Origin of the sequence: Kribbella jejuensis, assembly GCF_006715085.1 — a bacterium.
In the GTDB taxonomy this organism is placed as follows: domain Bacteria; phylum Actinomycetota; class Actinomycetes; order Propionibacteriales; family Kribbellaceae; genus Kribbella; species Kribbella jejuensis.
Window position 1 is genome coordinate 3,571,595 of the sequence record NZ_VFMM01000001.1, and the last position, 18,083, is coordinate 3,589,677.

16 protein-coding genes are annotated in these 18,083 nt (G+C 69.0%); 15 read left to right on the plus strand and 1 reads right to left on the minus strand.

Annotation, left to right across the window (positions count from 1 at the left end; genetic code table 11):
• The first annotated feature begins 36 nt into the window (after positions 1-36).
• Genes FB475_RS17735 through FB475_RS17805 form a run of 15 tightly spaced genes read left to right on the plus strand, consistent with a single transcriptional unit; the run spans position 37 to position 17,226 of the window.
• On the plus strand, positions 37-903 hold the full coding sequence (locus tag FB475_RS17735; RefSeq protein ID WP_141857348.1) for an ABC transporter permease: 867 nt from the start codon (positions 37-39) through the stop codon (positions 901-903).
• A complete protein-coding gene (locus FB475_RS17740) occupies positions 890-1,708 on the plus strand; it encodes an ABC transporter ATP-binding protein (protein ID WP_238332198.1) in 819 nt (272 codons plus the stop codon). Before FB475_RS17735 ends, FB475_RS17740 begins: the two co-directional genes overlap by 14 nt.
• Positions 1,709-1,711: 3 nt before the next feature.
• Positions 1,712-2,806 (plus strand): glycosyltransferase family 4 protein, encoded by a 1,095-nt coding sequence (locus FB475_RS17745; protein ID WP_141857349.1) that lies wholly within the window; start codon positions 1,712-1,714, stop codon positions 2,804-2,806.
• The gene (locus FB475_RS17750) at positions 2,803-4,125 is read left to right on the plus strand and encodes a glycosyltransferase (RefSeq protein WP_238332199.1); all 1,323 of its coding nucleotides are present in this window, start codon (positions 2,803-2,805) and stop codon (positions 4,123-4,125) included. Before FB475_RS17745 ends, FB475_RS17750 begins: the two co-directional genes overlap by 4 nt.
• Positions 4,122-4,904: a hypothetical protein gene (locus FB475_RS17755; protein ID WP_141857350.1), complete on the plus strand. Its 783-nt coding sequence runs from the start codon at positions 4,122-4,124 to the stop codon at positions 4,902-4,904. Before FB475_RS17750 ends, FB475_RS17755 begins: the two co-directional genes overlap by 4 nt.
• Before the next feature lie 11 nt (positions 4,905-4,915).
• A complete protein-coding gene (locus FB475_RS17760) occupies positions 4,916-6,100 on the plus strand; it encodes a glycosyltransferase (protein ID WP_141857351.1) in 1,185 nt (394 codons plus the stop codon).
• On the plus strand, positions 6,097-6,717 hold the full coding sequence (locus FB475_RS17765) for an acyltransferase (RefSeq protein WP_141857352.1): 621 nt from the start codon (positions 6,097-6,099) through the stop codon (positions 6,715-6,717). The genes FB475_RS17760 and FB475_RS17765 overlap by 4 nt, the downstream gene beginning before the upstream one ends.
• Complete coding sequence (locus FB475_RS17770) at positions 6,714-7,805, plus strand: DegT/DnrJ/EryC1/StrS family aminotransferase (RefSeq protein WP_202878438.1); 1,092 nt, start codon at positions 6,714-6,716, stop codon at positions 7,803-7,805. The genes FB475_RS17765 and FB475_RS17770 overlap by 4 nt, the downstream gene beginning before the upstream one ends.
• Positions 7,806-7,807: 2 nt before the next feature.
• Positions 7,808-8,809, plus strand: a complete 1,002-nt coding sequence (locus FB475_RS17775; protein WP_141857354.1) for a Gfo/Idh/MocA family protein — start codon at positions 7,808-7,810, stop codon at positions 8,807-8,809.
• A gap of 2 nt (positions 8,810-8,811) precedes the next feature.
• Positions 8,812-9,876 carry a non-hydrolyzing UDP-N-acetylglucosamine 2-epimerase gene (gene wecB, locus FB475_RS17780; protein WP_141857355.1) on the plus strand — a complete coding sequence of 355 codons (1,065 nt, stop codon included), beginning with the start codon at positions 8,812-8,814 and terminating at the stop codon, positions 9,874-9,876.
• A 9-nt stretch (positions 9,877-9,885) separates the two neighbouring features.
• Positions 9,886-11,088, plus strand: a complete 1,203-nt coding sequence (locus tag FB475_RS17785; protein WP_141857356.1) for an acyltransferase family protein — start codon at positions 9,886-9,888, stop codon at positions 11,086-11,088.
• Between the two features lie 25 nt (positions 11,089-11,113).
• A complete protein-coding gene (locus FB475_RS17790) occupies positions 11,114-12,415 on the plus strand; it encodes a nucleotide sugar dehydrogenase (protein WP_141857357.1) in 1,302 nt (433 codons plus the stop codon).
• Complete coding sequence (locus tag FB475_RS17795; RefSeq protein WP_141857358.1) at positions 12,412-15,036, plus strand: glycosyltransferase family 4 protein; 2,625 nt, start codon at positions 12,412-12,414, stop codon at positions 15,034-15,036. Before FB475_RS17790 ends, FB475_RS17795 begins: the two co-directional genes overlap by 4 nt.
• A complete protein-coding gene (locus tag FB475_RS17800) occupies positions 15,037-16,188 on the plus strand; it encodes a glycosyltransferase (RefSeq protein ID WP_141857359.1) in 1,152 nt (383 codons plus the stop codon).
• Positions 16,189-16,245: 57 nt separating this feature from the next.
• Entirely contained in the window at positions 16,246-17,226 is a 981-nt protein-coding gene (locus tag FB475_RS17805; protein ID WP_141857360.1) for a hypothetical protein, read from the plus strand.
• On the opposite strand, the gene FB475_RS17810 is transcribed toward FB475_RS17805, so the two are convergent.
• Entirely contained in the window at positions 17,202-18,020 is an 819-nt protein-coding gene (locus FB475_RS17810) for a helix-turn-helix transcriptional regulator (RefSeq protein ID WP_141857361.1), read from the minus strand. The two genes, FB475_RS17805 and FB475_RS17810, sit on opposite strands and share 25 nt — an antisense overlap.
• Between the last annotated feature and the right edge of the window lie 63 nt (positions 18,021-18,083).

Consider the following 18,083-nt stretch of genomic DNA (forward strand, 5'->3'; position numbering starts at 1 on the left):
TGGATCCAACTTCCGGCAGAGAGAGGCATCGCCTGAATGAACGCGACTAGCGTCGACGAGGAGTTCAACCCGTCGGTGCACGTGTACGAACCGCACAAGGTCGGTCTGCCGGCTCTGCGCCCGTACTTCAAGGCGCTCTGGCAGCGGCGGGAGTTCGCGGCGGAGATGTCCCGGACGAACATCCGGGGTGCGCACACGAACACCTTCTTCGGACAGGTGTGGCTGGTGCTGAACCCGCTGCTCCTCGCCCTGGTGTACTACCTGCTCACCGACATCATCGCGGGCGGTGGCGCCCGCGTGGATGCCGGACTGCGGTTCGCTCACATGTGCGGCGGCCTGTTCGCCTTCTACTACTTCTCGGGTGCGATGACGGCCGGCGCGGCCAGCGTCGTCGGCGGCGGCAAGCTGCTGCTGAACCAGTCGTTCCCGCGGATGCTGCTGCCGTTGTCGGCGGTCCGGACCGCGTTCTTCCGGTTCCTGCCGACCCTGGTTGTGTACATCGCCATCCACGTCCTGATGGGACAGAAGCTGCGCTGGCAGATGCTGCTGGCCCCGGCCTTCCTGATCATGCTGACGGTCTTCGCCGCCGGGATGGGAATGATCTTCGCCGCACTGCAGGTGTACTTCCGCGACACCGCGAGCTTCCTGCCGTACTTCGTGCGGATCTGGCTCTACATGTCCCCGGTGTTGTGGTTCGCCGAGCAGGCACCCGCGAAGTTCAAGGGCTTCATCCAGTACAACCCGCTCTACCCACTGCTCGGCGGTTGGACCGACCTGCTCGTCAAGGGTCACGTCCCGGTCGTCAAGATGTGGATCGGCGGCGGCTTCTGGGCGGTGCTGGCCTTCGTCGTGGGCTCGTTGTTCTTCATGTCGAGGGAGCGTGATTTCGTTGTCCGTCTCTGAGACCGAGAAGAAGCCGATGCAGAAGAGCACGTCGAACATGCCGGCCGTCAAGGTGCAGGACGTGTCGATCACCTACCGGACCACGTTCGAGCGGGTGCCGACCTTCAAGAGCGCGATCGTCCGGCTGGGCCGCGGCGAGCGTGCGGTCCGCGAGGTCAAGGCCGTCCAGAACGTGTCGTTCGACGTGAACCACGGCACGACGATCGGCATCATCGGCGCGAACGGCGCCGGCAAGTCGACGCTGATGCGGTCGATCGCCGGCATCCTGCCGCCGACTTCGGGCCGGATCGAGGTGCACGGCCGGGTCTCGACGCTGCTGTCGCTGGGTGTCGGCTTCAACGCCGCCCTGTCCGGCAAGGAAAACGTGGTCCTCGGTGGGCTGGCGGCCGGTCTGAGCCGCAAGGAGATCGAGGCGCGGTACGAGGAGATCGCCGAGTTCGCCGAGCTCGGTGACTTCATGGAGATGCCGATGCGGACGTACTCGTCCGGCATGTTCAGCCGGCTGGCGTTCTCGGTCGCGGTGCACATGGACCCCGACATCCTGATGATCGACGAGGCGCTGTCGGCCGGTGACGCGTCGTTCAAGACCAAGGCCGCGGCGAAGATGTCCGAGCTGGTCTCGAACAGCCGCACGATGTTCCTGGTCAGCCACGCGATGAGCAGTGTCCGCGAGATGTGCAACGACTGCATCTGGCTGCACAAGGGCAAGCTGATGATGCGCGGCGAACCCAACGAGGTCATCCAGGCCTACACCAAGTTCCTGCAGGTCGGGGAAGAAGAAGCTGTCTCACTCGAGGACCTCTGAGCGATGTCTCGCAGCACGGCGCCGGACGTGGGGATCATCACGACCGGCCACGACGTGGCCGATGCGCGCCTGCACAAGATCACCGCGGCCCTGCAGCACCGCGACCTGAGTGTCGAGCTGTGGGGCCTCGGTGATGCCGAGGGTGGTCCGGCCGGCGCCATGGTGCACGCCGGGCCGCGCGGCAACCTGGTGCAGCGGCTGGCCCGCACCGCCGTACTGCCCTGGCGGACCAAGGCCAAGGTGGTGATGACGGTCGACCCGGACATGATTCCGGTCACCCGGCTCGTCACTACGCTGCGGCGGCGGAAGCTCGTCGTCGACGTACACGAGGACTACGAGCGGCTGCTGGCCGACCGGGCCTGGGCGCAGGGGCCTGCCGGCCTGCCGGCCCGGTTGATCGTTCGCGCGGGGTCGAAGCTGGCCGCGGGTGCCGATCTCACCGTGGTCGCCGACTCGCATCTCGCGCCGCACCAGGCCAAACACCGCCTAGTGGTGCAGAACCTGCCCGACCACGGTTTCCTGGCGCCGTCCCCGCCGACCGGCGCACCGCGCGCGGTGTACGTCGGGGACCTGCGCACCAGCCGTGGTCTGTTCGACATGGTCGAGACCGTCGCCGCGGCGCCGGAGTGGTCCCTCGACCTGGTCGGCCCGGTCGCACCCTCGGACCGGGAGCAGATCGAAGCCCGGATCGCGCAGCCCGACGTCGGTGGCCGGGTCCGGCTGCACGGGCGCCAGCCACCCGCCGACGCCTGGCGGATCGCGCACGGCGCCTGGGCGAGCCTGGCCATGCTGCAGCCGACGCCGGCGTTCATCGAAGCGATGCCGTCGAAGATCTACGAGTACCTCGCCAGCGGTCTTCCCGTTCTCTCCACCCGGCTGCCCCGGCAGTCGAAGGTGATCGAGGAGTCCGGTGGCGGAGTCCTGGTGGACTCGGTGGCGGAAGCGTCCGAGACCTTGCGGCGTTGGTCCGCGGATCCCGGTGAGCTGGAGAAGCTGCGTGATCACGCACTGCAGTGGGCGGCGGACCACCTGTCCACGACCACGCCGTACGACGAACTGGCCGACGCAATTATCGATCTCTTAAAAGGACCTGCATGACCGACCGCCCACACCTGTTGTACGTCGCCTGGGGCTTCCCGCCCTGCCGGGGCGGCGGTGTCTACCGGGCACTGGCCACGGCCAACCGGTTCGCCGCGCTCGGCTGGAAGGTGACCGTGCTGACGGCCGACCGCGACACGTTCTTCCGGTTCACCGGTGCGGACCTGACCCTCGAGGAGCGGGTGGACCCGTCCGTCGAGGTCGTCCGGGTCCCGTTCGAGTGGCCGATCCTGGAGGCCGACCTGCGCCGCTGGTCCAAGCGTCGCGCGGCGAACCCCAAGCTCTGGGCCAAGTGGCGCACCAAGCAGGACCAGATCCCGTTCCCGGAGAGCGGGTACGGTCCCTGGCGCTCGGTGATCGAGAAGGCCGCGGAGCGGATCCACAAGGCGCACAAGGTCGACCTGACGGTCGCCACCGCCAACCCGCACGTCGCGTTCACGGCGGCGTACCACCTGCACAAGAAGTTCCAGGTGCCGTACGTGATGGACTACCGGGACGCGTGGCTGCTGGACGTCTTCACCGGCGACCGGCTGCACGAGCCGAACAGCCGCGCCGCCCGCTGGGAGAAGAAGCTGGTGGAGTCCGCGCGCGAGGTCTGGTTCGTGAACGACCCGATCAAGGACTGGCACGAGAAGCTCTACCCGGCGCAGGCGTCGAAGATGCACACGGTCGCGAACGGGTTCGACCCGGACCTGGTGCCGGACACGCAGGACCGGGGCGCGGTCACCGACCGCCCGCTGGTCTTCGGGTACGTCGGCACCGTGTCGCCGAAGGTGCCGCTCAAGGAGTTCGTCGAGGGCTGGCAGCTCGCGAAGGAGCAGTCGTCCGAGCTCGCGGGCGCGAAGGCCAAGATCTACGGCTACCTGGGGTACTACGCGCAGCCGCGGGCAGACATGCTCGCGACGATCAACGCGGCCGCGGACGCCGGGGTCAGCTACGAGGGTCCGGTCGGCAAGGCCGAGATCGCGAAGGCGTACGACGAGTTCGACGCGCAGCTGCTGATGCTGGGCAAGGGACGGTACGTGACCAGCGGCAAGGTGTTCGAGTACCTGGCGACCGGGTTGCCGGTGGTGTCGGTGCACGACCCGGAGAACGCCGCGTCCGATGTGCTGCGTGGGCATCCGCTGTGGTTCCCGGTGTCGGACGTGACGCCGGAGGCGATCGCGGCCGCGCTGATCGAGGCGGCGCACGCGGCACGCACCGCGGACGAGGGGATCCGGGCGAAGGCGCGCGAGTTCGGTGCGTCGTACCGGCGTGATCTGCAGCTGGATCCGCGGATCGAAGCGCTGGCTGCAAGCGTGCAGGGGGTCGCGGCATGAGCAAGGTTGTGTTGCTGTCGACGCGGCGGCTTCCGCCGACGTACTTCGACCAGGTTCGTGAGGACCTCGGTGACCAGGACATCACCATCGATGTCGTCGGCTGGGTCGCTCCGTCGGACTGGGTTGCCGACAAGGTCAACTCGTTCACGCTGATCGGCCCCGGCCGGATGCCGGCCGCCCCGGCCGAGCCGGAGCCGACCACCGAGCCGACGGACGAGGCGCCCGACGCTGTCATCGCACCGGAAGCCGTCGCCGACCCGGAATCCGTCGTCGAGGACGAGGCGAAGGTAGCCCCCGCCGCCGCCCAGGTAGCTGCCGCCGGCAGCGAAGCATCGGCCGGCACCGCGAGCGGTGCAAGCACCGCCGACGCCGGTACCGCCGGCGCGGGCGCTGCCCCCACTTCATCCACCCCGCCCGCCGCGGCGAAGCCGCGGCCTACCGGCGCGAAGCGGGTTGTCAAGGCGGTCGAGTGGCGGGCGCGGAAGGCCCGGAAGGTTGCCGGGAAGATGTTGCCTCCGGCAATTAAGGGGTCGAAGCCGGTCAAGTTCCTGCGCGGGCAGCGGGCCACCAGTGATCTCGGGAAGACGTACTGGGAGCGCGTGCTGAGCCGTCGGGACGTGCTGACCACGATCGACCAGGCCGACGTCGTGATCGCGCTGGACGCGGGCGCGATCTGGGCCGGCTGGAACCTCGGTCAGCGCAAGGCCAGCACCCCGGTGGTGCTCGGTCTGCCCGCCGCGCGCCGCGAGCTCGACATGATGAAGGTACCTACGACGTAATGGGTGACACAGTGACGGTGACGCGTGCGATCCGCGAGCACCTGCCGGCGCCGTTGGCCCGGACCGCGGGAGCGGTCCGGCGGCGCCTGCGCGGCTTGCGGTACTCGTACGCGGCCCTGCCGGCGTTCCCGCCGGTAGCGACGACGCCCGTGCGGATGCTGGTCGGCCCGACCAACTCCGCCGGGCAGGGTCACGCCTGGGCACAGGCCGCGAAGACCCTGCCGGACGTCGACGCCGTCTCGTTCGCCCTGCAACGCAAGGGCCAGTTCGAATTCCCCAATGACTACGGCGTACCGCTGGCCTGGTTCGGCCAGCCGCGCTGGCAACGCGCCCAGCAGCAGTACGTCGAGCAGTACACGCACGTGCTGGTGGAGTCGCTGCGCCCGTTGTTCGGCGCCCGCGGTCACGCCGACGCCGTACCGGACATCGAGGCGCTGCTGGGCAAGGGCGTCGACGTCGCGCTGCTGTTCCACGGTTCCGACATCCGGCTGCCCAGCCGGCACGCGAAGCGCGAGCGCTGGTCGCCGTTCACCCCGGGCGACGAGCTGACCGATCGGCTCGAGCCGCAGGCCCGCCGGCACGCGGAGATCGTCGAGGCGCTGGGCCTGCCGGTCTTCGTCTCCACGGTCGACCTGCTGGACGACGTACCGAACGCCCACTGGTTGCCGGTCGCGATCGATCCGCAGCGGTGGCAGCTGGCCGCGCGGCCGCTGTTCGAGCTCGACAAGCCGGTCGTCGCGCACGTCCCGTCGAACGCGAAGCTCAAGGGCACGCAGGAGATCGACGAGGTGCTCACCGGGCTGCAGGAGCGGGGCCTGATCGAGTACCGGCGGATCACCGGCGTGCCGAACCACCAGATGCCCGCCGTGATCGGTGCCGCGGACATCGTTGTCGATCAATTGCACATCGGCCTGTACGGCGTGGCGGCCGTGGAGGCCCTGGCGGCCGGGCGGATCGTGGTTTCGTACGTCGGTGATTCGGTGCGCCGGCGGGTGCGTAGTCTGGCCGGGCGAGAGGTGCCGATCGTGGAGGCGGATCCCGACACCCTGGGTGATGTCGTCTCCGGTCTGATCGCTGATCGTGAGGCCGCCGCAGCGCACGCGTCCGCCGGCCCCGGATTCGTGGCGGAGTTGCACGACGGACGCCGCTCGGCCGAAGTACTGAGAAGTTGGCTCATCGAGAAGGAGATCCTGTGACGTCCCGCATCGCGCCCTCCGCCGACGTCGACGACAGCGCCCAGATCGGCGACGGTTCGTCGGTCTGGCACCTGGCCCAGATCCGCGAGAACGCGGTCCTCGGCAAGAACTGCATCGTCGGCCGCGGCGCCTACGTCGGGACCGGGGTCCGGATGGGCGACAACTGCAAGATCCAGAACTACGCGCTGGTGTACGAGCCGGCGTCCCTCGAGGACGGCGTGTTCATCGGTCCGGCGGTGGTGCTCACCAACGACTACTTCCCCCGCGCGGTGAACCCGGACGGTACGCCGAAGAGCGGGCACGACTGGGAACCGGTCGGGGTGACGCTGAAGGAAGGCTGCTCGCTCGGTGCGCGCAGCGTCTGCGTGGCCCCGGTCACCATCGGCCGCTGGGCGACCGTCGCCGCGGGTGCGGTCGTGACCAAGGACGTGCCAGACTTCGCGCTGGTCGCCGGGGTTCCGGCGCGCCGGCTCAAGTGGGTCGGCAAGGCCGGCGTTCCGCTGCTGTCCGTCGGGGACGGCGAGTGGAAGTGCCCGAACACGGGCGAGATGTACATCGAAACCGACGGACGGCTGCGGCCGGCCGACGAAAACGCCGAAAACATGGAGGAGAACTGATGGTGCAGCCGATTCCGGCCGCGAAGCCGATCATCGGGAAGGAGGAGCGCGAAGCCGTCGACCGGGTCATGCAGTCCGGGATGCTGGCGCAGGGCCCCGAGGTTGCGGCGTTCGAGCAGGAGTTCGGCGCAGCGCTGGTCTCCGGCCGGGCGTGTGTCGCGACGAACTCCGGAACGTCCGGTCTGCACCTGGGCCTGCTGGCCGCGGGTGTCGGCCCCGGTGACGAGGTGATCGTCCCGTCCTTCACCTTCGCCGCGACCGCGAACAGCGTCGCGCTGACCGGCGCCACCCCGGTGTTCGCCGACATCGAGCCGACGTACTTCTGCCTGGACCCGGCCGCGGTCGAGGCCGCGATCACCGAGAAGACCAAGGCCGTCATGCCGGTGCACCTGTTCGGTCACCCGGCGAACATGACCGCGCTGCAGGCGATCGCCGACAAGCACGGCATCCAGATCTACGAGGACGCCGCGCAGGCGCACGGCGCGACCTGGAACGGCGCCCCGGTCGGTACCTTCGGCGAGTTCGCGATGTTCAGCCTGTACCCGACCAAGAACATGACGTCCGGTGAGGGCGGCATGAACTCGGTCGCGAACGCCGACCTGGAGCGCCGGATGCGGCTGTTCCGCAACCAGGGCATGCTGAAGCAGTACGAGAACGAGGTCGTCGGCCTGAACAACCGGATGACCGATCTGCACGCCGCCATCGGCCGGGTGCAGCTGACCAAGGTCGGCGGCTGGACCAAGCAGCGGCAGGAGAACGCGGCCTTCCTGGACGCGAACCTCGCCGGTGTCGGCGTCCCGGCGGTCGCCCCCGAGGCGTCGCACGTGTACCACCAGTACACGATCCGGGTGACCGAGGACCGCGACGGCTTCGCGAACGCGCTGCGGACCGAGTACGGCGTCGGCTGCGGCGTGTACTACCCGATCCCGAACCACCGGCTGCCCTCGTTCCAGCGTGACCTGGACCTGCCGGAGACCGAGAAGGCCGCGGCCGAGGTGCTCTCGCTGCCGGTCCACCCCTCGCTGTCCGAGGAAGACCTGAACCGGATCGTGGCCGCGGTGAACACCGTGGCGAAGGCGGGTGCGTGACGATGGCGAACCTGCGGGCAGGCCTGATCGGCCTGGGCATGATGGGGCGGCACCACGCCCGCGTCCTGGCGTCGCTCGAGGGCGTCGACCTGGTCGCGGTGGCCGACCCGGGCGGTGACAAGTTCGGCGTGGCCGGCGGTCGTCCGGTACACGAGAACATCGAGCAGCTGATCGCCGAGAAGCTCGACTACTGCATGGTCGCGGTCCCGACCCAGTACCACGCCGAGATCGCGAAGGCGCTGGCCGAGGCCGGCGTGCACGCGATGATCGAGAAGCCGCTGGCCGGTTCGTCGGCCGAGGCGACCGAGATCGCGAAGGCGTTCGAGGCGGCCGGCCTGGTCGGCGCGGTCGGTCACATCGAGCGGTACAACCCGGCGCTGCAGGCGCTGCGGGTGCGGCTGGAGGCCGGTGAGCTGGGCGACATCTACCAGATCACCACCCGCCGCCAGGGCCCGTTCCCGGCCCGGATCGCCGACGTCGGCGTGGTGCTGGACCTGGCCACCCACGACATCGACCTGACCGCGTGGGTGACGCAGTCGCCGTTCGTCTCCGTGGCCGCGCAGAGCGCCCACAAGTCCGGCCGGCAGTACGAGGACCTGATCGCGGTGACCGGCAAGCTGGCCAACGGCACCGTGACCAGCCACCTGGTCAACTGGCTGTCCCCGATGAAGGAGCGGCTCACCGTCGTCACCGGTGAGAAGGGCGCGTTCATCGCCGACACCCTGACCGCCGACCTGTCCTTCCACGCCAACGGCACCGTCCAGACCGCGTGGGACGACGTCGCGCACTTCCGTGGTGTCAGCGAGGGCGACATGATCCGGTACGCGATCAGCAAGCCCGAGCCGCTGAAGACCGAGCACGAGGCGTTCCGCGACGCGGTGCTCGGCAAGGAGGCCGACATCGTCACGCTGCAGCAGGGTCTGACCACCGTGAAGGTGGCCGAGGCCGTGCTCCAGTCGGCGTCGGAGGACCGCACGGTGGCCGTCGCCGGGGAGTCCCAGTAACCATGAAGGTTCTGAGCGTTGTCGGTGCGCGCCCGCAGTTCGTGAAGCTGGCACCGGTCGCGGAGGCGTTCGCCGCGGCTCAAAAGGAACACGGCCACCAGCACGTGATCGTGCACACCGGGCAGCACTACGACAAGAACATGTCCGACGTGTTCTTCGCCGACCTGCGGATCCCGGACCCGGACGTCCACCTGGGCGTCGGGTCCGGCAGCCACGGTGTCCAGACCGGCGCGATGCTGGCCGCGATGGACGCCGTACTGGACGAGCACAAGCCGGATTGGGTGCTCGTGTACGGCGACACCAACTCGACGCTCGCCGGTGCGCTGTCCGCGGTGAAGATGCACCTGCCGGTCGCGCACCTCGAGGCCGGGCTGCGCTCGTTCAACCGGCTGATGCCGGAGGAGCACAACCGGGTGCTCACCGACCACGCGGCAGACCTGCTGCTGGCTCCGACCCAGGTGGCGATGGACCACCTGGCCAACGAGGGTCTCAAGGACAAGTCGCGGCTCGTCGGTGACGTGATGACCGACGTGTGCTTCCGGGTCCGTGACGCTGTCCAGGGCAAGCCGCTGGACGGTCCGTTCAAGCAGGGCGAGTACGTCGTCTCCACGATCCACCGGGCCGAGAACACCGACGACCCGGAGCGGCTGGCCGCGATCGTCGACGGTCTCGCCGCCGCTGGGACGCAGGTCCTGCTGCTCGCGCACCCGCGGCTGGTCGCGAAGTGCGCGGAGCACGGCATCAAGCTGGAGCGTCCGGACGGTTCGCTGCACGTCCGCGAGCCGCTGGCGTACCCGGAGATGGTCCAGGCCGTGCTCGGTTCGGCCGGCGTGGTCACGGACTCCGGCGGTCTCCAGAAGGAGGCCTTCCTGCTCGGCCGGGTGTGCACCACGCTGCGCACCGAGACCGAATGGGTCGAGACGCTGGCGGACGGATGGAACGTGTTGACATCCGACGTGAGTAAGCTGCCCGGGTTGGCTGCACGGCCGGCTCCCACGGGGGAACGCCCAATGCCCTACGGGGACGGTCACGCCGCCGAGCGTGTCGTCGCCACTCTCGCGGAGTAGATCACACCTATGACGAAGGCCGCCGAAGAGAACCAGACGCAGCCGCCGGCAGTTCCGGCGGCGGATGCGTCGACCCCGCCCCCCGGTGCGCCCGTCAGTGCCTTCCCGGGGGAGTCCGGCGCACCGCCGAGCTCCCCCAGCAAGAGATTGCCCCGAGTCGAGTCGCTCACCGGTCTGCGCTGGTGGGCGGCCTTCTTCGTGTTCTGCCACCACATGACGAACCTGGCGCCGCTGCCGATCTTCGACTTCCTGAAGTACGGCACCTCCGGCGTCACGTTCTTCTTCGTGCTGTCCGGTTTCGTGCTGACCTGGTCGGCGCAGCCGGGCACCAAGATCCGGACCTTCTACCGGCGCCGGTTCGCCCGGATCTTCCCGCTGTACATCCTCACACTGGTGGCGGCGTTCTTCGTCTTCTACCGGGTCGATCCGCCGGCCGGGATGTCCTGGATCAAGCCGGTCTCGGTCAGCGTGCTGGTGCTGTCGGCGCTGCTGCTGCACGGCTGGTCGAACAACCCGACCATCCTGTACGGCGGCAACCCGGCGGGCTGGACGCTGTCGGTCGAGGCGTTCTTCTACGCGTACTTCCCGTTCGTCTGGCGGGCCACCCAGAAGCTGAAGGTGGCCGGCGGGCTGATCCTGTGCGTCGCGGTGCTCGTGATCGGCGGCGCGTACCGGTTGGCGCTGTTCCACTACAAGGCCGACATACCGGTGTTGCCGCAGCCGGTCCTGCACTCGGTCGCGTTCCTGTTCGGTATCGGCCTGGCGATCGCGCTGCGGTCCGGGTGGAAGCCGCGGATCCCGGTGTGGTTCGCGTTCGTGGTCACCGGCGGCGGCCTGTGGCTGCTCTGGTACTCCGGCTCGCACCCGACCCAGGTACCGGGCGCGGTCACGATGGGCCTGTGCCAGAAGGAAATCCTGACGCTGCTGTACGGCTTCCTGATCTTCGCCGTCGCCGCGCGCGACATCCGTGGCGGCCGGTCACTGCTGCGCAGCAAGCCGCTGGTCGCACTCGGCCAGTGGTCGTACGCGTTCTACCTGGTCCACGCGACCATCCTGTACGCGATCAAGGAGTACCACGGCATCGCCGGCCCGATCGGCTGGGCGAACCTGACCTGGTACGCCGGCGTACTCGTCCTTTCGATCTTCGCCTCGGCGGTGCTCTACAAGTTCGTCGAGCACCCGATGGAGCGGCTGCTCCGAGGCCCCCGATGAAGAATCACTACCTAGTGGAGTTCCTGTGCGTGTCAGTGTTGTTGCCTTAGGCAAGATCGGACTGCCGTTGGCGGTCCAGTTCGCGGCCAAGGGCCATCAGGTCGTCGGCGTCGACATCAACGAGAAGTTCGTCGAGCTGGTGAACGCCGGCCAGGAGCCGTTCCCGGGTGAGGCCCACCTGCAGGAGCTGCTCGCCGAGACCGTGGCCGACGGCCGCCTGCGGGCGACCACGGACTACGCGGACGCGATCCCGAACAGCGACGCGGTCGTCGTGGTCGTGCCGCTGTTCGTGGACGAGCAGACCGGTCAGCCCGAGTTCGGCTGGATGGAGAACGCGACCCGTTCGCTCGCCCAGCACCTCACCCCGGGCACCCTGGTCAGCTACGAGACCACCCTGCCGGTCGGCACCACCCGGAACCGGTGGAAGCCGATGATCGAGGAGATCTCCGGCCTCACCGAGGGCACCGACTTCCACCTGGTGTTCTCGCCCGAGCGGGTGCTCACCGGCCGCGTCTTCGCGGACCTGCGCAAGTACCCGAAGCTGGTCGGCGGCCTGTCCGAGGAGGGCGCGAAGCGCGCCACCGCGTTCTACGAGGCCGTGCTGGACTTCGACGAGCGTCCGGACCTGGAGCGCGCGAACGGCGTCTGGGACCTGGGCTCGGCCGAGGCGGCGGAGCTGGCGAAGCTGGCCGAGACGACCTACCGGGACGTGAACATCGGCCTGGCGAACCAGTTCGCCCGGTTCGCCGGCCAGAACGGCATCGACGTCCACGCCGTCATCGAGGCGTCGAACTCGCAGCCGTACAGCCACATCCACCGGCCGGGTATCGCGGTCGGCGGGCACTGCATCCCGGTGTACCCGCGGCTGTACCTGTACACCGACCCGGACGCGACCGTGGTCCGTGCCGCCCGCGAGGCGAACGCCGGCATGCCGGACTACACCATCGGCCTGCTCGAGGGCGCGTTCGGTGAGCTCAAGGGCGCCAAGGTCGTCGTGCTCGGCGCGTCGTACCGTGGTGGCGTGAAGGAGACCGCCTTCTCCGGCGTGTTCCCGGCCGTCGAGGCGCTCAAGGCGCGCGGCGCCGAGGTCTTCGTGCACGACCCGATGTACACCGACGAGGAGCTCCAGGGGCTCGGCTTCACGCCGTACACGCTGGGCTCGCCGGTGGACGCGGCGGTGCTGCAGGCCGACCACGCGGAGTACGCGCAGCTCGGCCCGGCGGACCTGCCGGGTGTCCAGGTGCTCGTCGACGGTCGGGACCGGACCGACCCGGCCAAGTGGGCGGGCGTGCGGCGGATCGTGATCGGAAGGTCGGTCAGCCAGTGACGCATGCCGACCTGCGGGTCGTGATGATGGTCGCCAACGACGTCACCAACGACAGCCGGGTCCGCAAAGAGGCCGCAGCCTTGGCCGAGACCGGAGCAGAAGTCACTGTGCTCGGTGTCTCGGCCAGCGGCCTCCCGTCGAGGGAGATGCTCGACGGTGCGCTGATCGTCCGGGTGGCGGTGCCCTTCGCACTGCGTGAGGAACGGAAACGAAGCCGCAAGGCGCGCCGCGACTGGCGGCCGCCTCTGGTCGGTTATCGGCATCGCGGGACCTATGTGGCGCGGAGCCAGCGGATCGCGGCAGAGCTCAAGGAGCTCAAGGCCGACTCCGGGCACGCGATCGCACGGGCCAAGGCGGGTCAGGGGAATCCGCTCAAGTTCAAGGCCGGCGTGGCTACCCGTCTGCTCCGCCGTGCCCGCTGGCAGGCCGCCCAGCGTGCCACCTGGGTCCGCAAGGGCGTCGGCAACAAGGCCGACGTACCGTTCAAGTTCGGCTGGCGCGCGTACGACGGCGTGCTGCACCGGCTGCCGTGGCCGGCGCCCTGGCGCAAGCTGCACCCCGAGGCGCTGGACCTGGAGATCGCGTTCGGCGACCTGATCGACCGGCTCGAGCCGGACGTCGTGCACGCGCACGACATGCACGTGATCGGCGTCGCGACCCGCGCGGCCGGCCGGGCGAAGCTGCGCGGCCGGGACCTGAAGGTCATTTACGACGCGCACGAGTACGTCGCGGGGCTGTCGCAGTACGGCGCCCGTACCCGGCGTTCGATCGCGGCGTGGGCCAACCACGAGGCCGAGTACATCGGTGCAGCGGACCGGGTGATCACCGTCAGCCCGGCGATCGCGACCCGGCTGCGCGCGGAGCACAACCTCGACCACGAGCCGACCGTGGTGATGAACACGCCGAACCCTGCTGACGTGTCGGTCGAGGTGTCCGACATCCGCAGCCAGCTCGGGCTTGCGTCCGACGTACCGCTGCTCGTGTACAGCGGTGGGGTCACGCGGGCGCGGGGCATCCACACCGCCGTACAGGCGCTGGTGGACCTGCCGGACGTGCACCTGGCCGTCGTGTGCGTGCCTGGTGTGGCGACCGACGCGGTCCGCGAGCTGCAGGCGCAGGCCGTACAGCTGGAGGTCCAGGACCGTCTGCACTGCCTGGACCCGGTGAAGCCGGACGAGGTGGTCGCTTTCCTGCGCACTGCTGACATCGGGCTGATCCCGATCCTGCGCTACCCGAGTCACGAGATGGCGCTGCCGAACAAGCTGTTCGAGTACGCCTTCGCCGGGCTGCCGGTGGTCGTCAGCGACATGCCGAGCATGAAGGAGTTCGTCGACCGCACCAAGATCGGCGAGGTCTTCACCGCGGCGGACGCGCACGGGCTCGCGGCCAAGGTCCGTACCGTCCTCGGCGACCTGGACGGCTACCGCGAGCGGGTCGCGCATCCGGCGTACCAGCAAGAGGTGTCCTGGGCCGGGCAGAAGGTCAAGCTGCGTGAGCTGTACGGGGAGCTGACGGGGCGCGAGCTCGAGGTCGTCCGGCCGGGCGGCAAGATCAAGAAGACCGGGCGGCACCTGCTGGTCGGACCGGTGAACACTGCCGGCCAGGGCTGGCTGTGGGCGACCGCGCTCGAGCGCGAGGTACCGGACCTGAAGGCGGAGTCGCTGACCACGGGCAGCGGCGCGTTCGACTTCCGGGTGCACCGGACGGGGACGTACCGGCAGTACCGGTCGGACCTGCGCTGGCAGTTGGAGCTGACGGCGTACGCGTTGCGCGAGGTCACGCACGTGCTGTTCGAGGCGGGCCGGCCGATGTTCGGTCAGCAGCGCGGGCAGATGTGGACGACCGACGTACCGATGCTCGACTCGGCCGGGATCCGGCACGGGCTGGTGTTCCACGGGTCGGAGATCCGCGATCCCGCGCAGCACCGGGCGCAGTACAAGTACTCGCCGTTCCGCAACCCCGAGGACGAGCTGACCAAGCGTCTGCAGGCCGCGAACAACCTGATGCGCCAGCACCTCGAGGGGTACCGCGGGCCGGTCTTCGTGACCACGCCCGACCTGCTCCAGTTCGTCGACAACGGCATCTGGTTGCCGTTGGCTGTCGACGTCGAGGAGTTCGCGTCGACCCAGCCGGTGCTCGAGCGTGAGGTTCCGGTGGTGCTGCACGCGCCGTCGGCGTCGGCGTTGAAGGGTTCGGCGTACGTCGACCCGGTGCTGACCGAGCTGGATGCGCGCGGGCTGATCAAGTACAACCGCGTCCAGGGTCTGCCGCATGCGGAGCTCGCCGAGATGGTGAAGAGCGCCGACATCGTGGTCGACCAGTTCCTGCTCGGTTCGTACGGCGTCTTCGCGTGCGAGGCGATGGCGGCCGGGCGGGTCACCGTCGGGCATATCGCCGACCCGGTCCGGGACCTGCTGCCGGCCGAGCTGCCGATCGCCGAAGCGACGCCGGACAACCTGGCGGAGGTGATCGAGCGGCTGGTCGCGGAGCGCGACACGGCCCGGAAGATCGCCGACGCGGGACCGTCGTACGTCCGCGATCTGCACGACGGGCGGAAGTCGGTCGCGGAGCTGCTGCCGTTCCTCAACAACGAGCTGACGTACGAGGACGAGAGCGACTAAGTGCGGATTCTGATGATCGCGCAGTCCCCGATCGCCGGGGACTCGCGGATCCTGCGGGAGGCGACAGCGCTCGCCGCGGCCGGTCACACGCTGCATGTGATCGGCCGGGATGTTCCTGCAGACTTCGAGATCGGCCCGGGGATCACGGTCGAGTCCGTCTCCCGCTCCTCCGGGCTGCGGTCCGGGAACGGCGGGCTGACCGTCGGGCACGGGCATTCCGGTCCGAAGGTGCTGGCGAAGCGGTTCGGGCGGTGGTTGCTGCTGCCGGAGCATCGGTCGCGCACCGAGAAGCAGTGGCGGCTCGCCGCGGCTCCTCGGGTGGCCGCGGCTGGGCCGGTTGATGTGGTTCATGCGCATGACTTCAACACGCTCGAGCTTGCGGCTGAGTACGCCGCTGCTTGGTCGGCGGCTCTGGTTTACGACAGCCACGAGCTGTGGTTCGACCGGGCGTTGCCGGGGCGGCCTACGCCGTTGTGGCGTGCGCGTGGGCGTCGGTACGAGATCTCGCTGGCGTCACGGGCTCGGGTGGTGTTCACGGTCTCGGACGGGATCGCTGCTCGGCTGCGGTCGCGTGGGTTGGCGGATGTGCGGGTCGTGCGGAACACGTTCCCGCGCGCGGACGACGTACCTGCTGCGCCTGCTCGTCCTGAAGGCTTGCTGTACGCCGGGCGCGTCGGGGCCGGGCGGGATCTGCCGACTGTCGTCGCGGCGGCTCGTCAATTGGCGCCGTTCCGTACGGTGCTGATGGGGTCGGTGGATCCCAACTATCGTTTGGATCTCGGGCCGGTGGAGACCGTGCCCGAGCGCTCGATCGACGAGGTCGACGACACGCTGCGGACGTACGGCATCTCGCTGGTCACTCTCACCAATACCTGCGAGAACCACCGGTTGGCGCTTCCCAACAAACTCTTCCACGCCGTACGGGCAGGCGTGCCGGTGGTTGCTGCGGATCTTCCGGAGCTCCGGGCTGTCGTCACCAGGTACCAACTCGGTGCCCTGTACGAGCCCGGCAACCCCGACTCGCTGACCACCGCGGTCCGCACAGTCATCGACAACTACCCCACCTACACCGAAGGCGTCCGCAAAGCCGCCACAGAACTCAACTGGGAACACGACGCCGCCACGCTGGTGGCTGCTTACGCCGATCTCTGAACGTCCGCAACTTTCTGTCGTCGCCCGGTATCAAGGAGCGTGAAAGGGGGCGACGACATGAACCGACGACTGACTGCCCTGACCGGAAGTGCCGTACTCGCGCTGACTGCTCTGCTGCCGGCGGCCGCACACGCCGAGGGTGCCGCCAAGCCGGACCCGACCAAGCCGGGAGCCACGGTGCCCGGTACCAATCGGAAGATCACCGCCGCGCAGGCAAACGCCTGCTTCGTCTGGCAGGGCGGGGTGACCGCGGCCGGCGGCCACCACTTCTCGGACCCAACCGCAACCACACCTCCGACGGTGCCGGACGACTGGACCGACGCAGGCGTCTTCAAACCGGGGCAGATCCGGTTGAGTGCGCGGCAGACGATCGAGCCGGACATCTCCGGTACCGACCGCTACGGGTACGTCGTGATCGGCGACGCGCTCTACTACAGCTATTACCAGGTGTACGGCGACGGCACGATCGACAACCAGTCGTTGTCGCGGGTCGGTGGCGGCTGGGGAAGCTTCACGTTCCTGGAGACGTCGGAGTACGAAAGCCCGGACAACGCGCCGAAGAAGATCTACCGGTCGACGTCGTACGCGCTGCGCAACGACGGCGTACTGTTCCGCTGGGACATGGGGGCGAAGGGCTGGCGGTCCACCGGGTCGTACAAGGGCTTCTCGGCCGTCAAGACGATGACGCTGATCGCCAAGACCCCGACGTACGACACCTTCCTCGCGAACACCCGCGGTGGCGCGCTGTACACGATCCGCATCCCGTCGGCCTCCCCGATGAAGCCGATCGTGAAGCAGGTCCGCACCCGCACCTGGCAGGGCTTCGAGACGCTGTCCGCGATGGGCTGCGGCAACTACGGCAGCCTGCTGCTGGCCGTCGACAAGGACACCGACAAGTCGTACCTGTACGCCGTTGGTCACGCCAACGGTCTGTCGACCGTGATCCAGTCCCGCGGCGAGGTGAAAGCCGACTTCAACGACCCGGTGAGCTTCCGCTGGGTCCCGATCCCCGTCTACGACACTGCCAACGGCGACTGACCGCGTTCACCGCGGTTCAGCCAAGCCTCAGTGGTTGCGTCGGCGGGCGTGTAGGTGATGACGTGCTGGCCGTCGTCGCCCGGGAGTTGTAGGGACTCCAGAGTGAAGGTCAGCCGGCCCGCGGTGGGATGGTTGAGGGCTTTCGGGCAGTGGGACCGGTTCTGGACGTCGTTGGACGTCCAGAACCCGTCGAAGTCCGGGCTTGCTGCGCGGAGCTCAGCGGCCAGGGTGCTCAGTTCCGTGTCGTCGGCGTACTCAGCTGACGCTCTGCGAAGTAGCGCGACCGCGTCCCGCGCGACGGTCTGCCAGTCGGCGTAGTACTCGCGGGCGCTCGGATCCAGGAAGTACAGACGGGCGAGGTTGCGCTCCGCCCCGTTCTCGAAGTCCGCGACGACCTCCAGCGCGGCCGCGTTCCAGGCCAGTACGTTGCTCAGCCGGTCCACCACAAGCGCGGGCAGTTCGTGCATCGCCTCGATCATCGCTCGGAGCTGCGGCCGTACGGCGGTCTTCGGCGGTACCGCGGGCGGCGCCGAGCAGGCCAACTGCCTCAGGTGGTCCCGCTCGGTCCGGTCCAGGCGGAGTGCGTCCGCGACCGCCGTGAGTACCGCGGTCGACGGGTTCCCGGCGCGGCCCTGCTCGAGGCGGACGTAGTAGTCGACGCTCACATTCGCCAGCAGCGCGACCTCCTCGCGGCGCAGCCCGCTGACCCGGCGATCCCGGCCGGGCGGCAACCCGACGTCGTCGGGCCGTACCTTCGACCGCCGGCTCTGCAGGAACTGTCCCAACGCCTTCACCCGCCCAGTATCCCAGCGGCCTGGGTAGGACTGCCGGACCTACGGTCAGAGCGGATCTTCTGG